At 63.7% G+C, this 21022-nt stretch carries 12 protein-coding genes and 3 rRNA genes; 8 read left to right on the plus strand and 7 right to left on the minus strand.

Annotation, left to right across the window (positions count from 1 at the left end; all coding sequences use genetic code 11):
* Positions 1–105: 105 nt before the first annotated feature.
* From ptsP to ACQHI0_RS03945, 3 genes are read right to left on the minus strand one after another with little or no spacing between them, the layout of a single operon-like run.
* Positions 106–1770: a phosphoenolpyruvate--protein phosphotransferase gene (gene ptsP, locus ACQHI0_RS03935; protein WP_427906564.1), complete on the minus strand. Its 1665-nt coding sequence runs from the start codon at positions 1768–1770 to the stop codon at positions 106–108.
* A complete protein-coding gene (locus tag ACQHI0_RS03940; protein ID WP_427906565.1) occupies positions 1770–2033 on the minus strand; it encodes an HPr family phosphocarrier protein in 264 nt (87 codons plus the stop codon). The genes ptsP and ACQHI0_RS03940 overlap by 1 nt, the downstream gene beginning before the upstream one ends.
* Before the next feature lie 4 nt (positions 2034–2037).
* Complete coding sequence (locus tag ACQHI0_RS03945; protein ID WP_427906566.1) at positions 2038–3384, minus strand: PTS transporter subunit EIIC; 1347 nt, start codon at positions 3382–3384, stop codon at positions 2038–2040.
* A 228-nt stretch (positions 3385–3612) separates the two neighbouring features.
* On the opposite strand from ACQHI0_RS03945, the gene ACQHI0_RS03950 reads away from it, so the two are divergent.
* Both ACQHI0_RS03950 and ACQHI0_RS03955 read left to right on the plus strand, forming a co-directional pair.
* Positions 3613–3843, plus strand: coding sequence for a glucose PTS transporter subunit EIIB (locus ACQHI0_RS03950; RefSeq protein ID WP_379239166.1), 231 nt, complete (start codon positions 3613–3615; stop codon positions 3841–3843).
* Complete coding sequence (locus ACQHI0_RS03955) at positions 3840–4295, plus strand: PTS sugar transporter subunit IIA (RefSeq protein ID WP_427906567.1); 456 nt, start codon at positions 3840–3842, stop codon at positions 4293–4295. Before ACQHI0_RS03950 ends, ACQHI0_RS03955 begins: the two co-directional genes overlap by 4 nt.
* A gap of 482 nt (positions 4296–4777) precedes the next feature.
* Here ACQHI0_RS03955 and ACQHI0_RS03960 read toward each other — a convergent pair whose 3' ends face one another.
* The gene (locus ACQHI0_RS03960) at positions 4778–8068 is read right to left on the minus strand and encodes a DEAD/DEAH box helicase (protein WP_427906568.1); all 3291 of its coding nucleotides are present in this window, start codon (positions 8066–8068) and stop codon (positions 4778–4780) included.
* Positions 8069–8276: 208 nt separating this feature from the next.
* On the opposite strand from ACQHI0_RS03960, the gene ACQHI0_RS03965 reads away from it, so the two are divergent.
* Entirely contained in the window at positions 8277–8930 is a 654-nt protein-coding gene (locus ACQHI0_RS03965) for a hypothetical protein (RefSeq protein WP_427906569.1), read from the plus strand.
* On the opposite strand, the gene ACQHI0_RS03970 is transcribed toward ACQHI0_RS03965, so the two are convergent.
* The gene (locus ACQHI0_RS03970) at positions 8857–9447 is read right to left on the minus strand and encodes a SanA/YdcF family protein (RefSeq protein WP_427906570.1); all 591 of its coding nucleotides are present in this window, start codon (positions 9445–9447) and stop codon (positions 8857–8859) included. The two genes, ACQHI0_RS03965 and ACQHI0_RS03970, sit on opposite strands and share 74 nt — an antisense overlap.
* Before the next feature lie 509 nt (positions 9448–9956).
* On the opposite strand from ACQHI0_RS03970, the gene ACQHI0_RS03975 reads away from it, so the two are divergent.
* The 3 genes from ACQHI0_RS03975 (at position 9957) to rrf (ending at position 15182) form a co-directional block, all read left to right on the plus strand.
* Positions 9957–11473 (plus strand): 16S ribosomal RNA (locus tag ACQHI0_RS03975).
* A gap of 337 nt (positions 11474–11810) precedes the next feature.
* Positions 11811–14942: ribosomal RNA gene (locus ACQHI0_RS03980) — 23S ribosomal RNA — on the plus strand.
* A gap of 123 nt (positions 14943–15065) precedes the next feature.
* Positions 15066–15182 (plus strand): 5S ribosomal RNA (gene rrf, locus ACQHI0_RS03985).
* Together the 16S, 23S and 5S rRNA genes form the textbook arrangement of a ribosomal RNA operon.
* A gap of 67 nt (positions 15183–15249) precedes the next feature.
* Here rrf and ACQHI0_RS03990 read toward each other — a convergent pair.
* Positions 15250–16698: a hypothetical protein gene (locus ACQHI0_RS03990; RefSeq protein ID WP_427906571.1), complete on the minus strand. Its 1449-nt coding sequence runs from the start codon at positions 16696–16698 to the stop codon at positions 15250–15252.
* Positions 16699–17265: 567 nt separating this feature from the next.
* On the opposite strand from ACQHI0_RS03990, the gene gntA reads away from it, so the two are divergent.
* Positions 17266–17931: a guanitoxin biosynthesis heme-dependent pre-guanitoxin N-hydroxylase GntA gene (gene gntA / locus ACQHI0_RS03995; protein WP_427909071.1), complete on the plus strand. Its 666-nt coding sequence runs from the start codon at positions 17266–17268 to the stop codon at positions 17929–17931.
* Between the two features lie 69 nt (positions 17932–18000).
* Positions 18001–18906 carry an ATP-grasp domain-containing protein gene (locus tag ACQHI0_RS04000; protein WP_427906572.1) on the plus strand — a complete coding sequence of 302 codons (906 nt, stop codon included), beginning with the start codon at positions 18001–18003 and terminating at the stop codon, positions 18904–18906.
* A 75-nt stretch (positions 18907–18981) separates the two neighbouring features.
* On the opposite strand, the gene ACQHI0_RS04005 is transcribed toward ACQHI0_RS04000, so the two are convergent.
* Complete coding sequence (locus tag ACQHI0_RS04005; RefSeq protein WP_427906573.1) at positions 18982–20931, minus strand: UvrD-helicase domain-containing protein; 1950 nt, start codon at positions 20929–20931, stop codon at positions 18982–18984.
* Between the last annotated feature and the right edge of the window lie 91 nt (positions 20932–21022).

Here is a 21022-nt window from a genome sequence, read left to right on the forward strand (position 1 = left end):
CGGCCGCGACACCCGATGTGGCGCCCAACGCGACGATCGACGACCGCCGCCGGACACCGCACCGCGATCCGGCCGTCGGCCGGATCGCGGGCACAACAACTTTTTTCACGCCCGCCCGATGATCGCCGCGACCGCCGCACGCCCCGCCTGCGGATTCCGGGCCGCGCACGCCGCGTCGGCCGCGTCCTGGCACCGCTGCATATCCACCGCGGCCAACGCCGCCCGCACCGCGGGCAACGCGGGCACCGACATCGACAAACTCGTCACACCGAGCCCCACCAGCACCGGCGCCAATGCCGGATCCGACGCCGCCTCACCGCATACGCCGACCGACTTACCCGCCGCCGCGCCAGCAGCACCGACCATCGCGATCAGATCCAGCACCGCCGGCTGCCACGGATCGAGCAACTGCGCGAGCCCACCCGCCATCCGATCCACCGCACACGTGTACTGGCTCAGATCGTTGGTCCCGATGCTGACGAAGTCGAGATGTGCGAGCAGATCGGCGGCGCGCAGCGCGGCCGCCGGGATCTCGATCATCGCCCCGACCTTCGTCAACCCGGATTCCCGTGCCAGCGCGGCGAATCCGGCGGCCTCGTCCGCGGTGGCCACCATCGGCGCCATCACCCACAGCTCGGCTCCGGTCGCCTCGCCCGCACGGCCGAGCGCGGTGAGCTGCGTGGCGAGAGTGTCCGGAAACACCGTGCCGATCCGTAACCCACGCACTCCCAGTGCCGGATTCTCCTCGGTGCCGAGATCGAGAAACGGCAGCGGCTTGTCCGACCCGGCATCGAGGGTTCGCACCACGACACGTCGCCCGGCGAATTGTTCGAGAACCGCTGTGTACGAGGCAGTTTGCTCATCCAGCGACGGTTCCGAAGCCTTCCCGAGATACATGAACTCGGTGCGGAACAGCCCCACACCCTCGCTGTCGACCGGACCCGCCTTCACCGCGTCATCGACGGTGCCGATATTCACCAGCAGCTGCACCGGCGTCCCATCGGCGGTATGCCCCGGCCCGCTGGCCGCCGCGATACGCGCCTTGTCCGCCGCTGCCTGCTCGAGCGCGGCCTGCTGATGCTGCGGACTCGGATCGATCACGACCTCGCCGGTCGCGCCGTCGAGCAGCACCGGCGCGCCATCGACGAGCTGATCGGTATCGGGACAGTTCACCACCGCGGGCAAGGCAAGGGACTTCGCGAGAATCGCGGTGTGGCTGGTCGGCCCGCCCTCGGTGGTGAGCAGCCCGACCACCTCGCTGTCACCCAGCATCGCCGTATCGGCGGGCGCGAGATCCTGCGCGACCAGGACGAACGGATACCCCGGCTCCGGGATGCCCGGCATCGGCAAGCCGAGCAGCACCGCGACGGTCCGCCCGCCGATATCGCGCAGATCGGTCGCCCGCTCGGCCATGTACCCGCCGAGCGCTTCCAGCTTCGCGCAGAATCCCTCGAACGCCAGGTGCACCGCGTGCGCCGTCGGCATCCCGGCAGCGAGTTCCTTCTCGGTGGCGGCGACGATGCCCGGATCGCGGGCCATCGTCGCCGACATCGAAAGAATCTCCGCCGCAACACCGGTCACGCGCTGTGCCCTGGCTTGCATCTCGTCGGACACGCCACCGAGCGCATCCTTGACCCGCGCCAGCTCCTCGGCCACCGACCCGCCGACGGGGTCCTGCGCCGAGGTCTCGAGCTGCGATCCGAACCGCAACCACGGCGCGCACACCACTCCCGGACTCACCCCGAGACCCTTGATCACCTGTTCCGGCATCAGGCGGCATCCAGATCCGTGGCGATCAGCGTCGCCAGCTGGTCGAGTACCGCATCGGCGCCCTCGGCGTGCAGGGTCACCTCGGCGCCGTGCCCCGCGCCCAGCGTCATCACTGCCAGCACGCTGGCCGCGTCGACCGGTTCGCCACCTCCCAGCGAAATCCGCACCGGCACCCCCGCCGCCTGCACGGCCTTGGTGAGTTTCGCGGCGGGCCGCGCGTGCAGCCCCACCTCGGATCCGACGATGACGGTGCGGGTGCTCATTGCCTCACTCACCTTCCAGCTTCTTGTCCAGCTTCGTTTCGACTTCCGCGACCGAAGGCGCGTCGGTTCGAGTATCGCCCGTGGCGGTCACGGCAGCTTCCGCTTCGACCGCGGCCGCGTCGGGCACCCCGGCCTCCACATCGGTCTCCACCTCGCGACCCGGCGTCCGCAGGTTCCACTTCTTGATCACGAAGCTGAAGAGCACGTAGTAGATCACCGCGTAGCCGAGCCCGATCGGAATCAGCAGCCACGCGTCGGTCGCCTTGCCGAAGTTCAGCAGATAGTCGATGGCGCCCGCGGAGAACGTGAAGCCGTCATGGATGCCGAGCGCGTTCACCAGCGCCAACGACGTGCCCGTCAAGAGCGCGTGCACCACATACAGCGGCCACGCCACGAACATGAACGAGAACTCCAGCGGCTCGGTGATGCCGGTGACGAACGCGGTGAGACCGGTGGACAGCATGATGCCGCCGACCAGCTTCTTCTGCGACGGCCGGGCGTTGCGCCAGATCGCGAGCGCGGCGGCGGGCAGGGCGAACATCATGATCGGGAAGAAGCCCGTCATGAACGTGCCCGCGCTCGAGTCACCGGCGAAGAAGCGGTTGAGGTCACCGCGAACGAGCTGGCCGGAAGCATCGGTGTAATCGCCGACCAGGAACCAGACCGTCGAGTTCAGGATGTGGTGCAGACCGGTCGGGATCAGCAGCCGGTTGGCCGCGCCGTAGATGCCGCCACCGAGAACCGAGTTGTCCGCGACGGTCTCACCCACCCAGGTGAGCGCGGAGTTGAAGGCCGGGTACAGGAACGACATGCCGACGCCGATGACCAGGCCGGTGAACGCGGTCAGGATCGGCACCAGCCGCCTGCCGTTGAAGAAGCCGAGGTAATCGGGCAGCTTCGTGCGATAGAACCGCTGCCACAGAATCGCCGACAGCAGACCCATCACGATGCCGGCGAGCACGCCGTAGTTGATCAGCGCCTGTGCGCCCTTTGGATCGGTTTTGCCTTCCAGCACGATCGGCGACATCGCCTCGAACACGCCGTTGATCACCATGTACCCGACTACTGCGGCCAGCGCCGTCGACCCGTCGGCCTTCTTGGCCCAGCCGATCGCGATGCCGACCGCGAAGATCAGCGGCAGCCAGGTGAAGACGGCCTGCCCGGCCGCCGAGATCACCGAGGCGGTGCTTTCCAGCGCGGAGAAGCGGCCGAGGAGATCGTCCTGGCCGATCCGCAGCAGAATGCCCGCCGCGGGGAGCACCGCGATCGGCAGCATCAAGCTGCGACCGAGGCGCTGCAAACCCGCGAACACCTTCGATTCTTGTTTGGGGGTGTCGGTTACGGCAGTCATGTCGACCTTCTTCGTGCCGGGTTCCCGGCGGTCTCGGCGAGGGAGGACCGGCTTGCCCGCCGATCCGGGTTAACTGTTGTGAACCGGTGTTCCCAACGGGTACTGTCCGGTCATAACCAGTTGCCAGTTTGACCAGGTGAAGGTCGGATGTCAACCGCTGAATATGATGTGGCGCACATTCGAGACTCCCATACTGGTACTGGCAACCACCGCCGAAAGGGAGAAGATATGTCCAAAGCGGAAGCGATCGTCCAGGGCTTGGGCGGCGCGGACAATATCGTCGAGATCGAGGCCTGCATCACCCGGTTGCGCACCGAGGTGAAGGACAGTGGCAAGGTCGACGAGGCCGCACTCAAGGCCGCGGGCGCCCACGGTGTCCTCAAGTCGGGCTCGGTCGTACAGGTCGTCGTCGGGCCCGAAGCCGACACCCTGGCCGACGACATCGAGGACATTCTGTGAGCATCCCGGTCATCGCCCCCTTCCCCGGCAAGGTCGTGGCCCTGTCCGAGGTCCCCGATCAAGTTTTCGCCGAACAGATCGTCGGCTCCGGCGTAGCCCTCGACCCCGACCGCACCCGCGGCACCCTGACGGTGACGGCCCCCATCGCCGGCAAGATCCTCAAACTCCACCCCCATGCCTTCGTCATCCTCGGCAACGGCGTCGGCGTCCTGGTCCATCTGGGCATCGACACGGTGAAACTCAAAGGGGAAGGCTTCGAACTCCTGGCCACCGAAGGCGACACAGTCGAAGCCGGCGCCCCCATCGTCGCCTTCGACCCCACCGAAACAGCCGCCACCGGCTACTCGGTCATCTGCCCCATAGTCGTCATGGACTCACCAAAGGACTCCGTCCACCCCGCCACCATCGGCACCACCGTGGAACCCGGCGCCCTGCTGTTCGACTCGCCGTAGGCGCGAAACATCGGGCGAATCAGCTGGTTTCGCACCCGAATCCGTCATTGTTGCTGTCGAGCCCGTACTCATCGGGTCCGATCACGCGAACGGGCCCGGTGTACGTCGGCCCGTTCCCGTCGCCACCCCTGCAGTCCACATCGCTGGTGATCGGGACGCACGGGTCGTAAGACGAGTGGCAGTCACCACCCGGTGGCGGTGGCGGCGGGGGACAGAACTGGCTCGATCCGCTGTTGCACAGTAGGTCGGTGATCGGATCAGCGGTGGCTTCCGTTGGTAGCACAATGGCTATGACGGCGCACGCAGCTGATCCGAGCAATGAGACTGGCCTCATGGCTGTTCCGATCATTGAGACGCATCGCTCATTGTCTCGCTACCTCGCCGCAACCACCAGGTCGGAGACCGAATCGTTGGGCGGTGGACGGTCACCGTTATCCGCCGCGAACGGCCGTTAACGTCCTGTGGATCGAGGCATTCGGCTTCTATTGGCTCACGGTTTGATCGACCAGTTGCTCGGTCTCGACTGTCCAGCGCTGGGCGAGGTCGGCGAAATACCGTTGGCTGCTCCACAGCCGGTAGTTGCCGATCACGTAGACCCGTCGCCGGGCGCGTGACACCGCGGTGTTGAGCACGTTCGGGTTTGTCGCTGCCCACCGGCGCGATCCGCCCGCGGCGGGCGAGGTGCCCAAGATCAATACGACTACCTCGGCCGAGTTGCCGTGCATCGCATGGACAGTTCCCACCTGCCGCTCCGCGAAGTCCGCGCCCAGCACTTCGCGCGCGATTTCCTGAGCACCGTCGGCGACATCGCGGAACGGGCTGACCACCCGGATGTCGGCCGCGGCCACCCCGTCCTCGGTCAATTGCGCGAGCAGGGCGGCGAGCGCTTCACCTTCGCCGGGAATCCAATTGCCTTCGGCCCGTGCCGATCTGACATCGATCCACCGATCATGTCCGGGGAACTCCGGCCGGTCCGGCGTGCCGAACACCAGCAGATCATCGTCGTAGGCGATGTGATGTGTGAGTTCGAAAATCGGCCTGTCGCTGCGCCGATGGACCCGCAACGGCGTGCCGACCCACACCGGCGCGACCGAATCCGACGGCATCAGCCACGTTCCGTAGCGCACCCCGCGATCAGCCGCCTGGCGCGCCGACGCCTGATCCGGCATCCATTCCGCATCGAGCCCGTACTGCTGTACCAGCGCTTCCTGCGCCGAAGTCGGCAGCGCCCCAACCGGTCCCAGCTGACGGTGATCGCCCACGATCACCGCTCGCCGAGTTCGCCACAATCCGCCTGCCACCGACTGCGGCGCCGCCTGCCCGGCATCGTCGACGAACAACCACCCGAGCGCCTCGGACCCCAGCCCGGCGAACAACCGGGGCAGCGCGGTGAAGGTAGTCGCGATCATCGGGACCGCGAGGAACAGCGTCTGCCACGCCGCCGCGACGGTTTCCGGCTTCGGTGCGACAGCGAGCTCGCCACGGATCAACGCGATGGCGACGATCAGGTTGTCGCGTACCCGCGGCGCCGCATTCAGCAAGAACGCGCGATGCAATTTCAACGCCGACAGGAACAGCTCACGCCGCGCGCTGGCGTACTGCTCGTCAGCCCATGGATTGCACAGCTGGAACTGCTCGTCGTCACCCGCGACATCACCGAAAGGTATTGTCCGCGACCAATTCTCGCGTCCACGCTCGATAACGTCCAGCGCCGCCAGCCGTCGCTCCGTCAGCTCGACGTGCTCGCGAATCAGCGTGCGCCCGTGCTCGGCCGCCGCCGCCCACTGGTCGCGCGTGTACTCGACCTCGGTCTGGCGTCGCCGCATCTCCGCCTCGGCGATGTGCCGTTCGCGCAGCAACTCATTGCTGCGCGCACTCCACCGTCGACCGGCCCGAAAGCCCGTCGACAGCGATGCCATGAATCCCGGCTTGAGCCCACCGTGCTCGGTCAGGAACTTGCCTGCCCGGTGGTGCGCGGACTGCGCCGCTCGCAGGTGCTCGGTTGCCAGCTGATGACGTTCGCGCCAATGTGCGTGTGCGTCATCAGCATTGGCGATCTCCGCCGACATCGACTGCAACCCCGCGTTCATGGCGGGCAGCTCAGCGACCGCGTCGGCGACGTTCTGCCGCTCTTGGGCGAGCCTGCGCACCTCGGCGCGACGAGTGCTGAAGTCGCGAACCGCGGTCGGCCAATCCGGAATCGAATCCTGGTCGGCCTCAGCCTGTTTGAGGATGTCGAGCATTCCACCGTTCGGTGTCCCGGTCTTCCGCTCGGCGGCGAACCGATCCCCGAACCAGAACTGCTCGGCGAACGCGCGCCGCGTCCCGCCCAGTGCCGCGGCGACCAACCCCCACGCCGGTTCACCGCCGACGAGTTCGGCCAGGTCGGTGAAATGATTGAGTTCGCCGTTGATCGCGCCACGATGCTGGATCTCGGCTACCACCTCGGCGGCGGCGGCGTCGCTGCCCGTCGCCAGCGCCACTTCGAACCCGGTCACGCTGTTCGCCAACCGGTGCGCGCCCACCGTGTAGTTCTTCGCTACCTGGACCTGCTCGGTGACCCCCGCGAACACCGCCATCGGATCATCGAAGGCCGCCAGCTGCGCGGCACGGTCGACCAGGATTCCCGCCAACAGGTCCCTGAGCATCGTCGTCGTTCCGGTCCCCGGCGCACCGTGTACCGCGAAAATCCCCGCACCATCGCGTAATTCGGACAGCGCGCGGTCGACCGCGAACTGCTGTCCTGACACCAGCGCGTCGCCGGGCCACCGGCCGTCCGGAATAAGGTGGGGGAGCAGCCCTTCGACCACCGCATCCTGTCGTCGGCGCACATCGATCCGGTCATCGACAGGCAGCGCTTCCGGCGCCGCGAGGTAATCACGCAGCGCCGGACCGATATCGCCGCGCTCCACCGCCTTCGCCAGCTCGGCCAGGTCCGCGCCGAGCCCGCTGTTCAGCCGATCCTCGGCCGCGTCGCTGTCCGCGTCACGCGCCGCGACCTGGACGCACGCCACCCGCACACCGCCCGCCCGCAACTCCGATCGAATGCCGAGCGCGGCACACAGTTCGCCGGTGAGAGTCTGCATGTCTCGACCGGTCAACCGGGGCGCATCGACAACGTCCTCATCGAACTCGACGGCAAACCGTTCGGCGAAAGCCGAGGCCGACATCCCGGCGAGCCCAGGCGAGATGACCCCGTCCGCACCCGCGGCGAGTACCGAGGCCGCCACCCCGCGTCCCGCCACATCCAGTGCACGCCACCGCGGTGCCGGACCCATCTGTTCGATGTCCGGCTGCGTATCGCGGGTGAGTGTGTCGAGCGCGGCGGTGAATGCCGCCGAATCATGCTCGAACCCGTCGGCCCAGCCCGCATCGTTCGGACCCGGCGCGCGCAACCGATTCACGGCCCACGCCAACCCCGACAACGTCGCCGAGCCCCCGACGACCACTCCGCCGTCGGTCAGCGTCACCGCGAAAGCCGCTGTGGTCCCGGCCCGTCGAGCGTCGGCCTCGAGCTGGTCCTCACCGAATGTCCGCACCAGCGCTTCCCGCGCACGCCCCACTTCGAACAAGCCGCCGTACACGACGAACTGCCACACCCGCCCGGTCTTCAACACCGGTAGCGCGGCAAGATTTTCCCACGGCGCGAGCTCATCCGCCGCGAGGTCGACCACCAGCCCGTTGTTCTCGACGTCGGGCACGAACTGCGGACCGAACAACTCCACGGTCTGCCAGAAACGCACGAGCCGCGCGGCGTGCTCGGAACCGCTCACGATGCACCCCAATCCGGTCGGCGATCATTGCAGACAACCCCGATCACGGTACGCGATCCGGATTACGCCGGCACGTTACCCCGATGCTTCCGCCCGCCGTGGCGAGAACCATCGGCGCTGGTCCTACCGCCGCGGCAAGTCCCCACCGCCCTTAGCCGCACCGGAAAACCCTTTGACCCGTTCACCTCCCGCCGCGCACGCTGGGATCATGGACGACTTGGCCCACGCGGCAGAACTGTTCGTGCTCCGTGAGCTCGACGACGAGGACCTGTCGATGGCCGCTGCCGAGGCGCTGGCCCGCGGACTCGACAGTCCCGCGCTGCTCGAACTCGCCTGTCTGCACCGAACGGACTGCGGCGGCGCCCCCGAGCTGTTCCGCACCGCGCTGGCCGAACTGGATGTGGTGAACGACTGGACGGCCTGGGAGGTCGCTGTCCGAGTCGGCCGGGCGCGACACCACGCGACAGCTCTGCTGTCAGATGAGGGCGCCTCGACCCATCACCTGGGCGCGATCACGGCGCAACTCCTGGAACTGGCCGGATACCCGGATTCGCCCGCACCGGATCTGGAAGACCTGGCCCGCGAGTTCGAGTCGCTGTCGGCGTATTTGGAGTTCGCCGACCCGCCGAAGATCCGCGAAGAGATTCGGCAAGGATGCCGAATCCTGCTGGCGGGCCCGCCTTACGCGCCGGTGATACCGCAGATGGTCACAACGCCACCCGCGCGACCGCCGGCGCGCCCCGCGCGGTGGCGTCGGTTCGTCGCCGCACTGCGGTCCAGGCGCGCCCTCAGCGCAGAATCATCTCCGCGACGGCCTTCGGTGCTGCCAGCCATTCACGAACGTTGTTGCGTACCTCGGTGACGCGCCTGCACTCGCAATAGGCGACCACGCCGTCGGCCTCGATATCCGCGGCCCGGCACAATGCCACCGCCCGAGGCAGATGCTGATACTGGCTGACGATGATCGCGCGGTTGACCCCGAACAGCGACCTCGCCCGCTCGCAGGTCTCCCGTGTGGACAGCCCCGCACCGTCGGATCGAACAATGGCCGGGTCGATGCCATGGTCGAGTAGATAGCGCGTCATCGAGGCGATCTCATCGCCCGACGACCCGCCGGCATCGCCCGACAGCAGAATCTCCCTGGCCTTGCCTGCCTCGACCAACTCGATCGCCACATCGAGGCGTCCCCGTAGATAGGCCATTGGAGTTCCGTCCGGCGCGACTCTGGCGCCCGGGATGATGACGACAGCTGCGCTGGGCGCGGAAGCCACATCACTTCTATGGCCGGACGACAAAGTCCACATGGCAATGTTCGCCCCGGCCGTCACCAACGCGAGGCCGCCCGCCAACACAACTCCAGCCCGCGCGATGCGGCGCAACCGCCGACGCTTCCCGCTATGTTCGTCCGCCATGCGCACTTTCATACATGAACGCTGCGAAAATATCCCCTGACTAGGCGATTTGACATTGCAAATGTCGACACGTAACTTTATTCGAGTCAGAGCGACACGGACACCGACTCAGCCGCCCAGCGGCCGAGACACGAGGTAGGACGATGAGCGCCTGGCTGATCATGTGTTCAGAACGACTCGGTACGGATTTGCTTCCGACCGGTTGCCTGAGCTAAAGTACGAACCCTTGCCTCGCCGAAACCCCTCCGAGAAGTTGTGGGTAGAAGTGTGTGCGTGTGTTCTTTGAGAACTCAATAGTGTGTCGATGAATGTCAGTGCCAATATTTATTATTGGTTCCAACCTTCGCGTACCCCCCGGTCGTGGGAGGTTGGACATAAACAACAGCGAAATTTTTTGCTGGTGTTTGGCTTTGCTAGGTTTTCGGACTCTAGTTAGATAATTTTGATTGCGCCCTTCGGGGTGTTTTCGAGAGTCTTCAACGGAGAGTTTGATCCTGGCTCAGGACGAACGCTGGCGGCGTGCTTAACACATGCAAGTCGAGCGGTAAGGCCCTTCGGGGTACACGAGCGGCGAACGGGTGAGTAACACGTGGGTGATCTGCCCTGTACTTCGGGATAAGCCTGGGAAACTGGGTCTAATACCGGATATGACCACCGATCGCATGGTCGGTGGTGGAAAGATTTATCGGTACAGGATGGGCCCGCGGCCTATCAGCTTGTTGGTGGGGTAACGGCCTACCAAGGCGACGACGGGTAGCCGACCTGAGAGGGTGACCGGCCACACTGGGACTGAGACACGGCCCAGACTCCTACGGGAGGCAGCAGTGGGGAATATTGCACAATGGGCGAAAGCCTGATGCAGCGACGCCGCGTGGGGGATGACGGCCTTCGGGTTGTAAACCCCTTTCGACAGGGACGAAGCGCAAGTGACGGTACCTGTAGAAGAAGCACCGGCCAACTACGTGCCAGCAGCCGCGGTAATACGTAGGGTGCGAGCGTTGTCCGGAATTACTGGGCGTAAAGAGCTTGTAGGCGGTCTGTCGCGTCTTCTGTGAAAACTTGGGGCTCAACCTTAAGCTTGCAGGGGATACGGGCAGACTAGAGTACTTCAGGGGAGACTGGAATTCCTGGTGTAGCGGTGAAATGCGCAGATATCAGGAGGAACACCGGTGGCGAAGGCGGGTCTCTGGGAAGTAACTGACGCTGAGAAGCGAAAGCATGGGTAGCAAACAGGATTAGATACCCTGGTAGTCCATGCCGTAAACGGTGGGTACTAGGTGTGGGTTTCCTTCCACGGGATCCGTGCCGTAGCTAACGCATTAAGTACCCCGCCTGGGGAGTACGGCCGCAAGGCTAAAACTCAAAGGAATTGACGGGGGCCCGCACAAGCGGCGGAGCATGTGGATTAATTCGATGCAACGCGAAGAACCTTACCTGGGTTTGACATACACCGGAAACCTGCAGAGATGTAGGCCCCCTTGTGGTCGGTGTACAGGTGGTGCATGGCTGTCGTCAGCTCGTGTCGTGAGATGTTGGGTTAAGTCCCGCAACGAGCGCAACCCTTATCTTATGTTGCCAGCGCGTAATGGCGGGGACTCGTGAGAGACTGCCGGGGTCAACTCGGAGGAAGGTGGGGACGACGTCAAGTCATCATGCCCCTTATGTCCAGGGCTTCACACATGCTACAATGGCCGGTACAGAGGGCTGCGATACCGCGAGGTGGAGCGAATCCCTTAAAGCCGGTCTCAGTTCGGATCGGGGTCTGCAACTCGACCCCGTGAAGTTGGAGTCGCTAGTAATCGCAGATCAGCAACGCTGCGGTGAATACGTTCCCGGGCCTTGTACACACCGCCCGTCACGTCATGAAAGTCGGTAACACCCGAAGCCGGTGGCCTAACCCTTGTGGAGGGAGCCGTCGAAGGTGGGATCGGCGATTGGGACGAAGTCGTAACAAGGTAGCCGTACCGGAAGGTGCGGCTGGATCACCTCCTTTCTAAGGAGCACATCTACATGATCTCTCCACACAGGTGGATGAGGTTGTGTCAGAGACCGTTTAGTTCCCTTTCGTGGAACTGCGGACGCTCATGGGTGGAACACTGACAAATTTCATCGCATACGACACCGGCTCAGTCCGGGGTCGCGATGGGTATACCGACACACTATTGGGTCCTGAAAGAACACGCGACAGTGTTTTTTCAAGGCAAAACAAACGATCCGCTCGGATCTCCTTCGAAACCGCCGGCAACCTTCGGGTTGGTGAGTAGGTCAGGAAATCAATCCGGTGCGGGTGTGTTGTTTGAGAACTGCACAGTGGACGCGAGCATCTTTGTTAGTAAGTGTTTAAGAGCGTACGGTGGATGCCTTGGCACCAGGAGCCGATGAAGGACGTAGGAGGCTGCGATAAGCCTCGGGGAGCTGTCAACCGAGCTGAGATCCGAGGATTTCCGAATGGGGAAACCCAGCACGAGTGATGTCGTGTTACCCGCATCTGAATATATAGGGTGTGTGGAGGGAACGTGGGGAAGTGAAACATCTCAGTACCCACAGGAAGAGAAAACAACAGTGATTCCGTGAGTAGTGGCGAGCGAAAGCGGATGAGGCTAAACCAATCAGATGTGATAGACGGCAGTCGTTGTCTGGTTGGGGTAGTGGGAACATTCTTCTCGACTCTGCCGAGTCGAGCAACAGTAAGAAACCAAGTGGTTAGTTGAAGTGGTCTGGAACGGCCTGCCATAGACGGTGATAGTCCGGTAAACGAAAACTTCTTGGCTGTTGTGGATGTCTCCCGAGTAGCAGCGGGCCCGTGAAATCTGCTGTGAATCTGCCGGGACCACCCGGTAAGCCTGAATACTCCCTGGTGACCGATAGCGGACTAGTACCGTGAGGGAAAGGTGAAAAGTACCCCGGGAGGGGAGTGAAATAGTACCTGAAACCGTGCGCTTACAATCCGTCAAAGCCCTCGTACTTGTACGTGGGGTGATGGCGTGCCTTTTGAAGAATGAGCCTGCGAGTCATCGGTGTGTGGCGAGGTTAACCCGTTGAGGGGTAGCCGTAGCGAAAGCGAGTCTGAATAGGGCGAAATTCAGTCGCACATTATGGACCCGAAGCGGAGTGATCTACCCATGGCCAGGGTGAAGCGACGGTAAGACGTCGTGGAGGCCCGAACCCACTTAGGTTGAAAACTGAGGGGATGAGCTGTGGGTAGGGGTGAAAGGCCAATCAAACTCCGTGATAGCTGGTTCTCCCCGAAATGCATTTAGGTGCAGCGTCACGTGTTTCACATCGGAGGTAGAGCTACTGGATGGCCTAGGGGGCCTACAAGCTTACCGAAGTCAGCCAAACTCCGAATGCCGGTGTGTGAGAGCGTGGCAGTGAGACTGCGGGGGATAAGCTTCGTAGTCGAGAGGGAAACAGCCCAGATCGCCGGCTAAGGCCCCTAAGCGTGTACTAAGTGGAAAAGGATGTGGGGTCGCTTAGACAACCAGGAGGTTGGCTTAGAAGCAGCCACCCTTGAAAGAGTGCGTAATAGCTCACTGGTCAAGTGATCCTGCGCCGACAATGTAGCGGGGCTCAAGTACACCGCCGAAGCCGCGGCATTCACACAATAACCCGTCCTGCATTCGTGCAGGGCCAGGTGTGTGGATGGGTAGGGGAGCGTCCTGTGGCCGTGGAAGCAGCAGTGTGAACTAGCTGTGGAGGCCACGGGAGTGAGAATGCAGGCATGAGTAGCGAAAGACGAGTGAGAAACTCGTCCGCCGAATGACCAAGGGTTCCTGGGCCAGGTTAATCCGCCCAGGGTGAGTCGGGACCTAAGGCGAGGCCGACAGGCGTAGTCGATGGACAACGGGTTGATATTCCCGTACCCGTGTATCCGCGCCCAATGCTGAATCAGTTGTGCTAACTGTCCAAATGTTGTCTTATCGAGCCTTCGGGTGAGAGGGATGATTGCTGCACAGGACCCCGGTTGTAGTAGGTAAGCGATGGGGTGACGCAGGAAGGTAGCTGGGCCAGGTGATGGAATACCTGGTGTAAGCGTGTAGGGCGTTGTGTAGGCAAATCCGCACAACATGTAGCCTGAGACGTGATGCGTACCCGTTGAGGGGAATTCAGTGATCCTATGCTGCCGAGAAAAGCCTCTAGCGAGCTGGTACACGGCCCGTACCCCAAACCGACACAGGTGGTCAGGTAGAGAATACTAAGGCGATCGAGAGAACTGTGGTTAAGGAACTCGGCAAAATGCCCCCGTAACTTCGGGAGAAGGGGGACCACGCCCGGTGAAGAGATTTACTCTTGGAGCTGGGTGGGGTCGCAGAGACCAGAGAGAAGCGACTGTTTACTAAAAACACAGGTCCGTGCGAAGTCGTAAGACGATGTATACGGACTGACGCCTGCCCGGTGCCGGAAGGTTAAGAGGACCGGTTAGCGGACTTTGTCCGCGAAGCTGAGAATTTAAGCCCCGGTAAACGGCGGTGGTAACTATAACCATCCTAAGGTAGCGAAATTCCTTGTCGGGTAAGTTCCGACCTGCACGAATGGCGTAACGACTTCTCTGCTGTCTCAACCACAGACTCGGCGAAATTGCATTACGAGTAAAGATGCTCGTTACGCGCGGCAGGACGAAAAGACCCCGGGACCTTCACTATAGCTTGGTATTGGTGTTCGGTACGGTTTGTGTAGGATAGGTGGGAGACTGTGAAAGCGGCACGCTAGTGTTGTGGGAGTCGTCGTTGAAATACCACTCTGATCGTATTGGACTTCTAACCTCGGACCATGATCTGGTTCAGGGACAGTGCCTGGTGGGTAGTTTAACTGGGGCGGTTGCCTCCCAAAATGTAACGGAGGCGCCCAAAGGTTCCCTCAGCCTGGTTGGCAATCAGGTGTTGAGTGCAAGTGCACAAGGGAGCTTGACTGTGAGACTGACAGGTCGAGCAGGGACGAAAGTCGGGACTAGTGATCCGGCACCGGCAAGTGGAAGCGGTGTCGCTCAACGGATAAAAGGTACCCCGGGGATAACAGGCTGATCTTCCCCAAGAGTCCATATCGACGGGATGGTTTGGCACCTCGATGTCGGCTCGTCGCATCCTGGGGCTGGAGTAGGTCCCAAGGGTTGGGCTGTTCGCCCATTAAAGCGGCACGCGAGCTGGGTTTAGAACGTCGTGAGACAGTTCGGTCTCTATCCGCCGCGCGCGTAAGAAACTTGAGGAAGGCTGTCCCTAGTACGAGAGGACCGGGACGGACGAACCTCTGGTGTGCCAGTTGTTCCGCCAGGAGCACTGCTGGTTGGCTACGTTCGGAAGGGATAACCGCTGAAAGCATCTAAGCGGGAAGCCTGTTCCAAGATGAGGTTTCTCTCCCACTTGATGGGTTAAGGCCCCCTACAGACCATGGGGTTGATAGGCCAGAATTGGAAGCCAGGTAACTGGTGTAGGTGACTGGTACTAATAGGCCGAGGGCTTACTACGAAGGTGTTACGCGTCCACTGTGCGGTTTCTGAAACAACAGACACTGCAGCACACCCGCCAAAGGGGTGATTCTTCACGGGATCGCTTTTTGGGTGGGGAGCGCTGTCGATAGTTTCATAGAGTTACGGTAGTTATAGCGGTGGGGAAACGCCCGGTCCCATTCCGAACCCGGAAGCTAAGGCCACCTGCGCCGATGGTACTGCACTCGACAGGGTGTGGGAGAGTAGGACACTGCCGGAACATCATTGCGAAAGGCCCTCAACCATTGGTTGGGGGCCTTTTTGCGTGCCCTTGAGGCCGAGCTGCGTCACGGGTTGGGTTCCGCAGTCCGCAGCACCTGGAGCAGCCCGTGCACAGCTGCTTCTTGCCCGGCAGACAGCGGGTCTGTGGCAAAGTGCATCAATTCATTTCGTACCAGCCGCACCTGCTCGACCAGCTCGATCACCTGATTCTGATCAAGCCGCCACCCGAGCTTGCGCCAACTGGTCGGACTCTGCAGGAGATGCACGTACCCGCCGAACGTCAGATGCTCGGGCTCGGTCACATACGCCCGCCGATTCTTCGGCGCCGCCGCTTTGTAGTCCTCGGTGTCGAGGTGATCCCGCGCCGCCCTGCGCAGCCGGTTCTCGGCCTCCTCGATGAGGACGAACGGCCGTGCCAGTGTGCCGAATTGGCGTGTCAGGTCGGCAGCGGTGAGAATCCCGGTCACGCGTACCCGATCCGGATCCCGCACGAAGATGAACCCGTTGTCGTAGATCGCCTCGATCTGATCCAGTAGCGGCGCATCATGATCCACCACGACCGCGGGCACCGTGGCATCGGCCAGCGTCGGATGATCCGTCGCGATATGCGCCCGCCCGATCGATTCCCAGGTCACCGCCCCGTGATACGTCCCGTCATGCTCATCGATCACGGCCAGCTGTGAATACTGATGCCGCACCATCGTCGTCTTGGCGGTCGTGAGTTCCACACTCGACGACACCCACACCAGCACCGCAGGCAGGCTTCCCAACCGTCGTGTCATCGGCTCGGGCTCGACGACATTCTCGACCGATGCCCGTTCCGCACTTCGCGTGCCGACCGCCGGCTCACTCTCGAGCGGCACGATCGCGATCACCTCACTGAGCGGCCCCTCGGTGAACGGCGGCCGCGTGGTGAGCCCGTTCTCCGCGAGATCAGCCTTGATCATCGCGACCGCGGCAGCAGTCCGCCGCTCGAACCCCCAGTGCTCGAGCAGACTCCGCACAGTCAACTCCCGCGGATTCCCCGCATCCCGCGCACCGGCCTCGGCGAGCAGCTCATCGGACCCGGTCGCCGCAACATCGCCCACATATCCGGGATCGCTCCCGTGCTCAGCGAGATGCGCGATCCGCACCGCTGCATTGTGCCGTCGCAGCCCACACACCGTGAGCAGCGATCCGAGACTGGCCCGCAGATCAGACCGAACAGCCTCCCACGGCACATCGGCACGCACCCACTCCACCCTGCGCACCTGCCGAAATGACTCAGGCTCTGGCCGATACTCGTACTCCCCGACCACTCGCCCGATCGCCACCACCCCTGCTTTCCCCTTCAACGGCATCACCACCAGATCGCCCTCCACGATCTCAGTACCGAACTTCCACAGCTGCCCCGCCCAATTCCCCACCACGGTCGCCGACGCGTCGGGATAAGACCCCCGGACCCCCGCCTTCAGCTCCTCCCAGGTCCGATACAACCCGAGATCCCCCACCTCATCCCACCCGACAATCGCCAACCCCTCCGCTAGAGCCTGCGCCTCCCGCTGCCCATGACTCCCCGCCCGAACAAGCCAAGCATGTTGCGTCCGCTCACCATCGACCACGTTCTGATCCTCCCCATCAGCCGACATTGTGGAACCCGCTGCCTACCAAAGTAGTTCAGCACCCGTGCTGCCGCATCGACTGCGCGTAGTGACAGTTCAGCGTCGTCTGGCCGCAATGAACTCGGAGCATGCGATGGTTGAACAGATCAACCGTCGCGCTGATCGCCGCGACCGATTGCTGGATGTCGGACCACTGTGGCCACCAGCAGCGGTTTCGTTGCCGAGGGTCGTGTGGCCCCCGCAGTGCGCCGCAGCGGACGTGATTCGCAGCACGTGAGTATGTCCTACCAGGCCCTCGAGCGGGGAAAAGGAAATCGACGCCATGTCGATCGATTCGCATACTGGCCGGTCGGCTGACAGGATCAGCGCGCAGTGCGAGCGAGGTGGCTGAATTCGCCGATTCGATCGGTGCGCACTCGTTCGGTGTTGAGATGTGGCTGGAAAGGATCGCCGGGGTTGACGACGGATGCGCGGGTTGAGGTGGAGCGGTTCCTTCTCGGAGATCGGTTCGCCTGTCTGGCGGGTCGCTCCGCCTGGCGCCAGGGCGGGATCAGCCATCGTCACTATGACGTGATGGGTGGCGAAGAGTCGGCTCGGTTGATGGCGGCGGATCTCGCGGAGTTCGTGGGTGGGGCCGACTGGGGCTCTCGGAGGTTCACCAGTTTCATCGCGACGTTCGAGCAGCCGCGTGGGGTGGATGAGCTGCGGTTCGAGGAGTTGTTGTGGGAGCACCTGCAGTTGCTGCACGAGGCGGACGCGGATCGGTTCGCGTGGGCGGACGGGTGTTCGTCGGATCCGCGGTCCAGTGAGTTCAAGTACAGCGTGGCGGGGCATCCGTTCTTCGTGATCGGACTGCACGAGACGCATCGGCGGTTCGGGCGGCGGCCACCGTTTCCGATGCTGGCGTTCAACTCGCATGAGCAGTTCGCGCGGATCAAGGCCGACGGGATGTGGGATCGATTGGCGGACAAGATCCGTAAGCAGGACATCTCGCTGCAGGGGGATATCAATCCGAATCTGCTGGAGTACGAGACGTTGTCGGAAGCGCGGCGGTACTCCGGGCGACCCAAGCCGGTGGAATGGCAGTGTCCGTTCAGTGCTCGCCCCGCGGCGGAACGGGAATTGGCGGGGACGCAGCACGCTTGATCGGGGCATGAGCGCTGGGTGAACGTCTGTGAGGCCGTTGTCGCCTGCTCAAAGCAATAGAATTCGGCGGTGCCCGCAACATTGCTGTTCTGTTCTGACCCCCTGAATCCGCGGGGGGTCGACGACCACTTCGCCGCGCAGGCCGAGGCCGTGCGGACCGCTGATGGGACGGTCGCCTTGCTGGACCACGATGCGCTCATCGCCGGGGATGCGGCAGCGGCCGTGCGGCGGGTGCCGCGGTCCGCAGGGACGATGTGGTATCGCGGGTGGATGATTCCGGTGGATCGCTATCGTGAACTGGCCCAGGCGCTTTCGGGGCGCGGCTGTGCGCTGGCGGTCTCGCCCGAGTGCTACGCCAAGGCCCACGAACTGCCGGGGTGGTATGAGTTCTTCGCCGAGTTGACACCGCGGTCCCGGTGGACGGAGGCGAAACCGGGGGAAGTGCCTGGTGAGTCGGTGCTGGCGGGACTGGCCGGGTCGCTCGGTCCGGGCGCGGGAATCGTCAAGGACTACGTGAAATCTCGTAAGGATGAGTGGGACACAGCCTGTTTCGTGCCCGATCTGGCTGATGTCGCCGCGCTGCGGCGCGTCGTCGAGCGGTTCCTCGAGTTGCAAGGGGAGTACCTGGCAGGTGGGGTCGTGCTGCGCGAGTTCGAGGACTTCACCGACGAAGGGGGCGGTCGGGCGGCGGAGGCCAGGGTGTGGTGGCTCGACGGTGAACCCGTCCTGGTCGGACCACATCCCGATGATCCGGCGGTGTGCCCCGAACCCGACCTGTCGGTAGTGGCGCCTGCGGTGTCGGCCCTCGGCTGCCGGTTCGTGACCACCGACATCGCGCGCCGTGCGGATGGCAGCTGGCGGGTGATCGAAGTCGGCGATGGGCAGGTCAGCGACCTGCCGCCGGGTGTGGATGCCATGGCTCTGATCGGGCCGCTGGTCGCGGCGAGTAGTCCCGCTGTTCCCGGCGGTCAATGAGACGGCTCGATCGCAGGGTTCCCGGACGCTGAGGCCGAATGGTTCTCAGTGGGCCGCTGTCCGTGTTCGGGTGCGTCAATCGGTGAGCAGGCCGACCCAGAGGTAGTCGCGGGCTCGGCTGGCGGCTACCAGGTGCTGGCGGGCTTGTAGTTCGGCCTGGTCGCGGGCGCCGGGGGTGAGGTCGGTGAGGTTGGGCGGGGGTTGTTTGGTGAGGAGGAAGACAGCGGTGAAGTCCATGCCTTTGGCGCGGTGGATGGTGCCGACTTTGATGTCGGCGGTTTGGGTGCCGTCGTAGTGTTCCAGGGGAATGGCGGGGAAGCCTGCTCGGCGGAGGATGGTCAGGTAGCGGCTGATGTAGCTGCGGTAAGGGACGATCACTGCGATGTCGGCGCCGGTCAGGTTCGCTGCCTGGATCGCCGCGGGCACTGCTGACTCCGCTTGGCGGCGGGTGCTGAACTCCTCGACGACTTTGCCGTCGGGGAGCGTGGCGTCGCTGTCGCGCAGCACGACGCCGGTGCCGCCGTCCAGGTCGTCGACGGTGTCGGAGGCTTCGATGCGCCGGGCGTAGTCGAGGATCGCGGCTCTGTTGCGATAGTTGGTGCGCAGCACGCGGCCGCGGCCACCGACCAGTGGAATGCCCGCCTCGGAGAGTGTGCAGCCGCCTGCGTATACCTGCTGCTGGCCGTCACCGACCAGTAGGAGCAGAGAATCCGGTCGGGCGCCGGCAATTTCGTAGACGAGTTGTAGTTGGCAGAGCGTGAAGTCCTGGACTTCGTCGACGACCACCAGGTCGAAACTCTCGCGCTCGGTGAGGGGGCGCGCACGGAGTTCTTCGATGGCGAGCGAGATCAGGTCGTTGAAGTCGTGGGCGCCGCGGGCTTCGAGGCCCCGCTGGTAAGGCTGATACCAGTGTTTCCAGACGAATTCGCGGCGTTTGCCGTGCAGGCTGATTCCCTCCCTGCCTCGGCGCCGCACCTGCTTGTACGCTTCGACGCTCGGCAGGCCCCGGCCTTTGATGACGCGGTCGATCTCGTCGTGCCAATAGCCGAAATCGGTGTCCTTGACCTTGTCCAAGGTTCCGCGAACGTCGCGCCAGGCATCGGCGAGCGCGGCGTCGACAGCTTTGTCGTCGAGGTTGAACGGCACGCCCCGCTCGCCGAGAAATTTGACGGTCCAGGCATGCAAACCCGTGAAGACCGCGCGATCCACCGCCCTCGGTGCCAAATGGGCGAAGCCGCGTTCATGGAACGTGGGAAGAGTCTTGACGAAGGTGGTGAACAGCAGGCGGCCCTGGTGGCGTTTGGCCCAGTGGGCCATGCGGTGCAAGGCAACTACGGACTTGCCGGTGCCTGCCGGCCCGCTGATGCGAGCGGGACCGGTGAAGTTGGTCTGCACCAGGGTGAGCTGGGCAGGGTCGAGGAAGGTCATCCAGTCGCTGAACGGGCGGGCGAGGGCGGCGGCGCGTTCGGCCTCATTGAGGTCGGTTTCGGTGAAAAGGCCCGCGAGTTCGGTGGGCTCGTCGGTGGTGGGCAGGTCGAGGTGCAGGCGGGTGAATCTTTCGACGCTGGAGGCCGCGAGCTGGGCGGCGCGGGCCTGCTTGAACCGTCGTTCGCGGCGGATCAGAGTGTCGAGCAGGCCTGGTTCGTCGACGACGTGGACGCGACCATCGGATTCGGTACGAATTCGGCCGGGGAGTACGACGACGATCTCGACCATATGCGGGACGAATCGGAAGTCGGCGGCGGTCAGGCGCACGAGGGGTTCTTCGGCGTGCTTGCGCAGATCGCCGAGTTCGGAGGCGTCGGGCGTGGTGGCGGCGAACACGATCGCGAATACACCGGTGGGGCCGATCGCAAAGGCGGTGGGGTGGCCGGGCCGTCGAGGTCCCCGGCGGGTCAGCAGATGCCAGCCCTCGGTGGCGAGAATGCCGGTGAGAACGCGACGTTCCGGCGAGCTCAGGTTGCCCTGTTCGGCGAGTGCCTGTTCGGCCGCTCGTAGGCGGCGTTCACGTCGGATGTTGGCCATGGTTTCCCCCTCGAACCCTGGTTGGCGCATTCGTTGCCGAAGCTAACCCGTTGTCTCCCAACATAGTTGACTCCGACTCCGGTCGCGGGCA

It is taken from the genome of Nocardia sp. FBN12 (genome assembly GCF_050320175.1).
Classification (GTDB): domain Bacteria; phylum Actinomycetota; class Actinomycetes; order Mycobacteriales; family Mycobacteriaceae; genus Nocardia.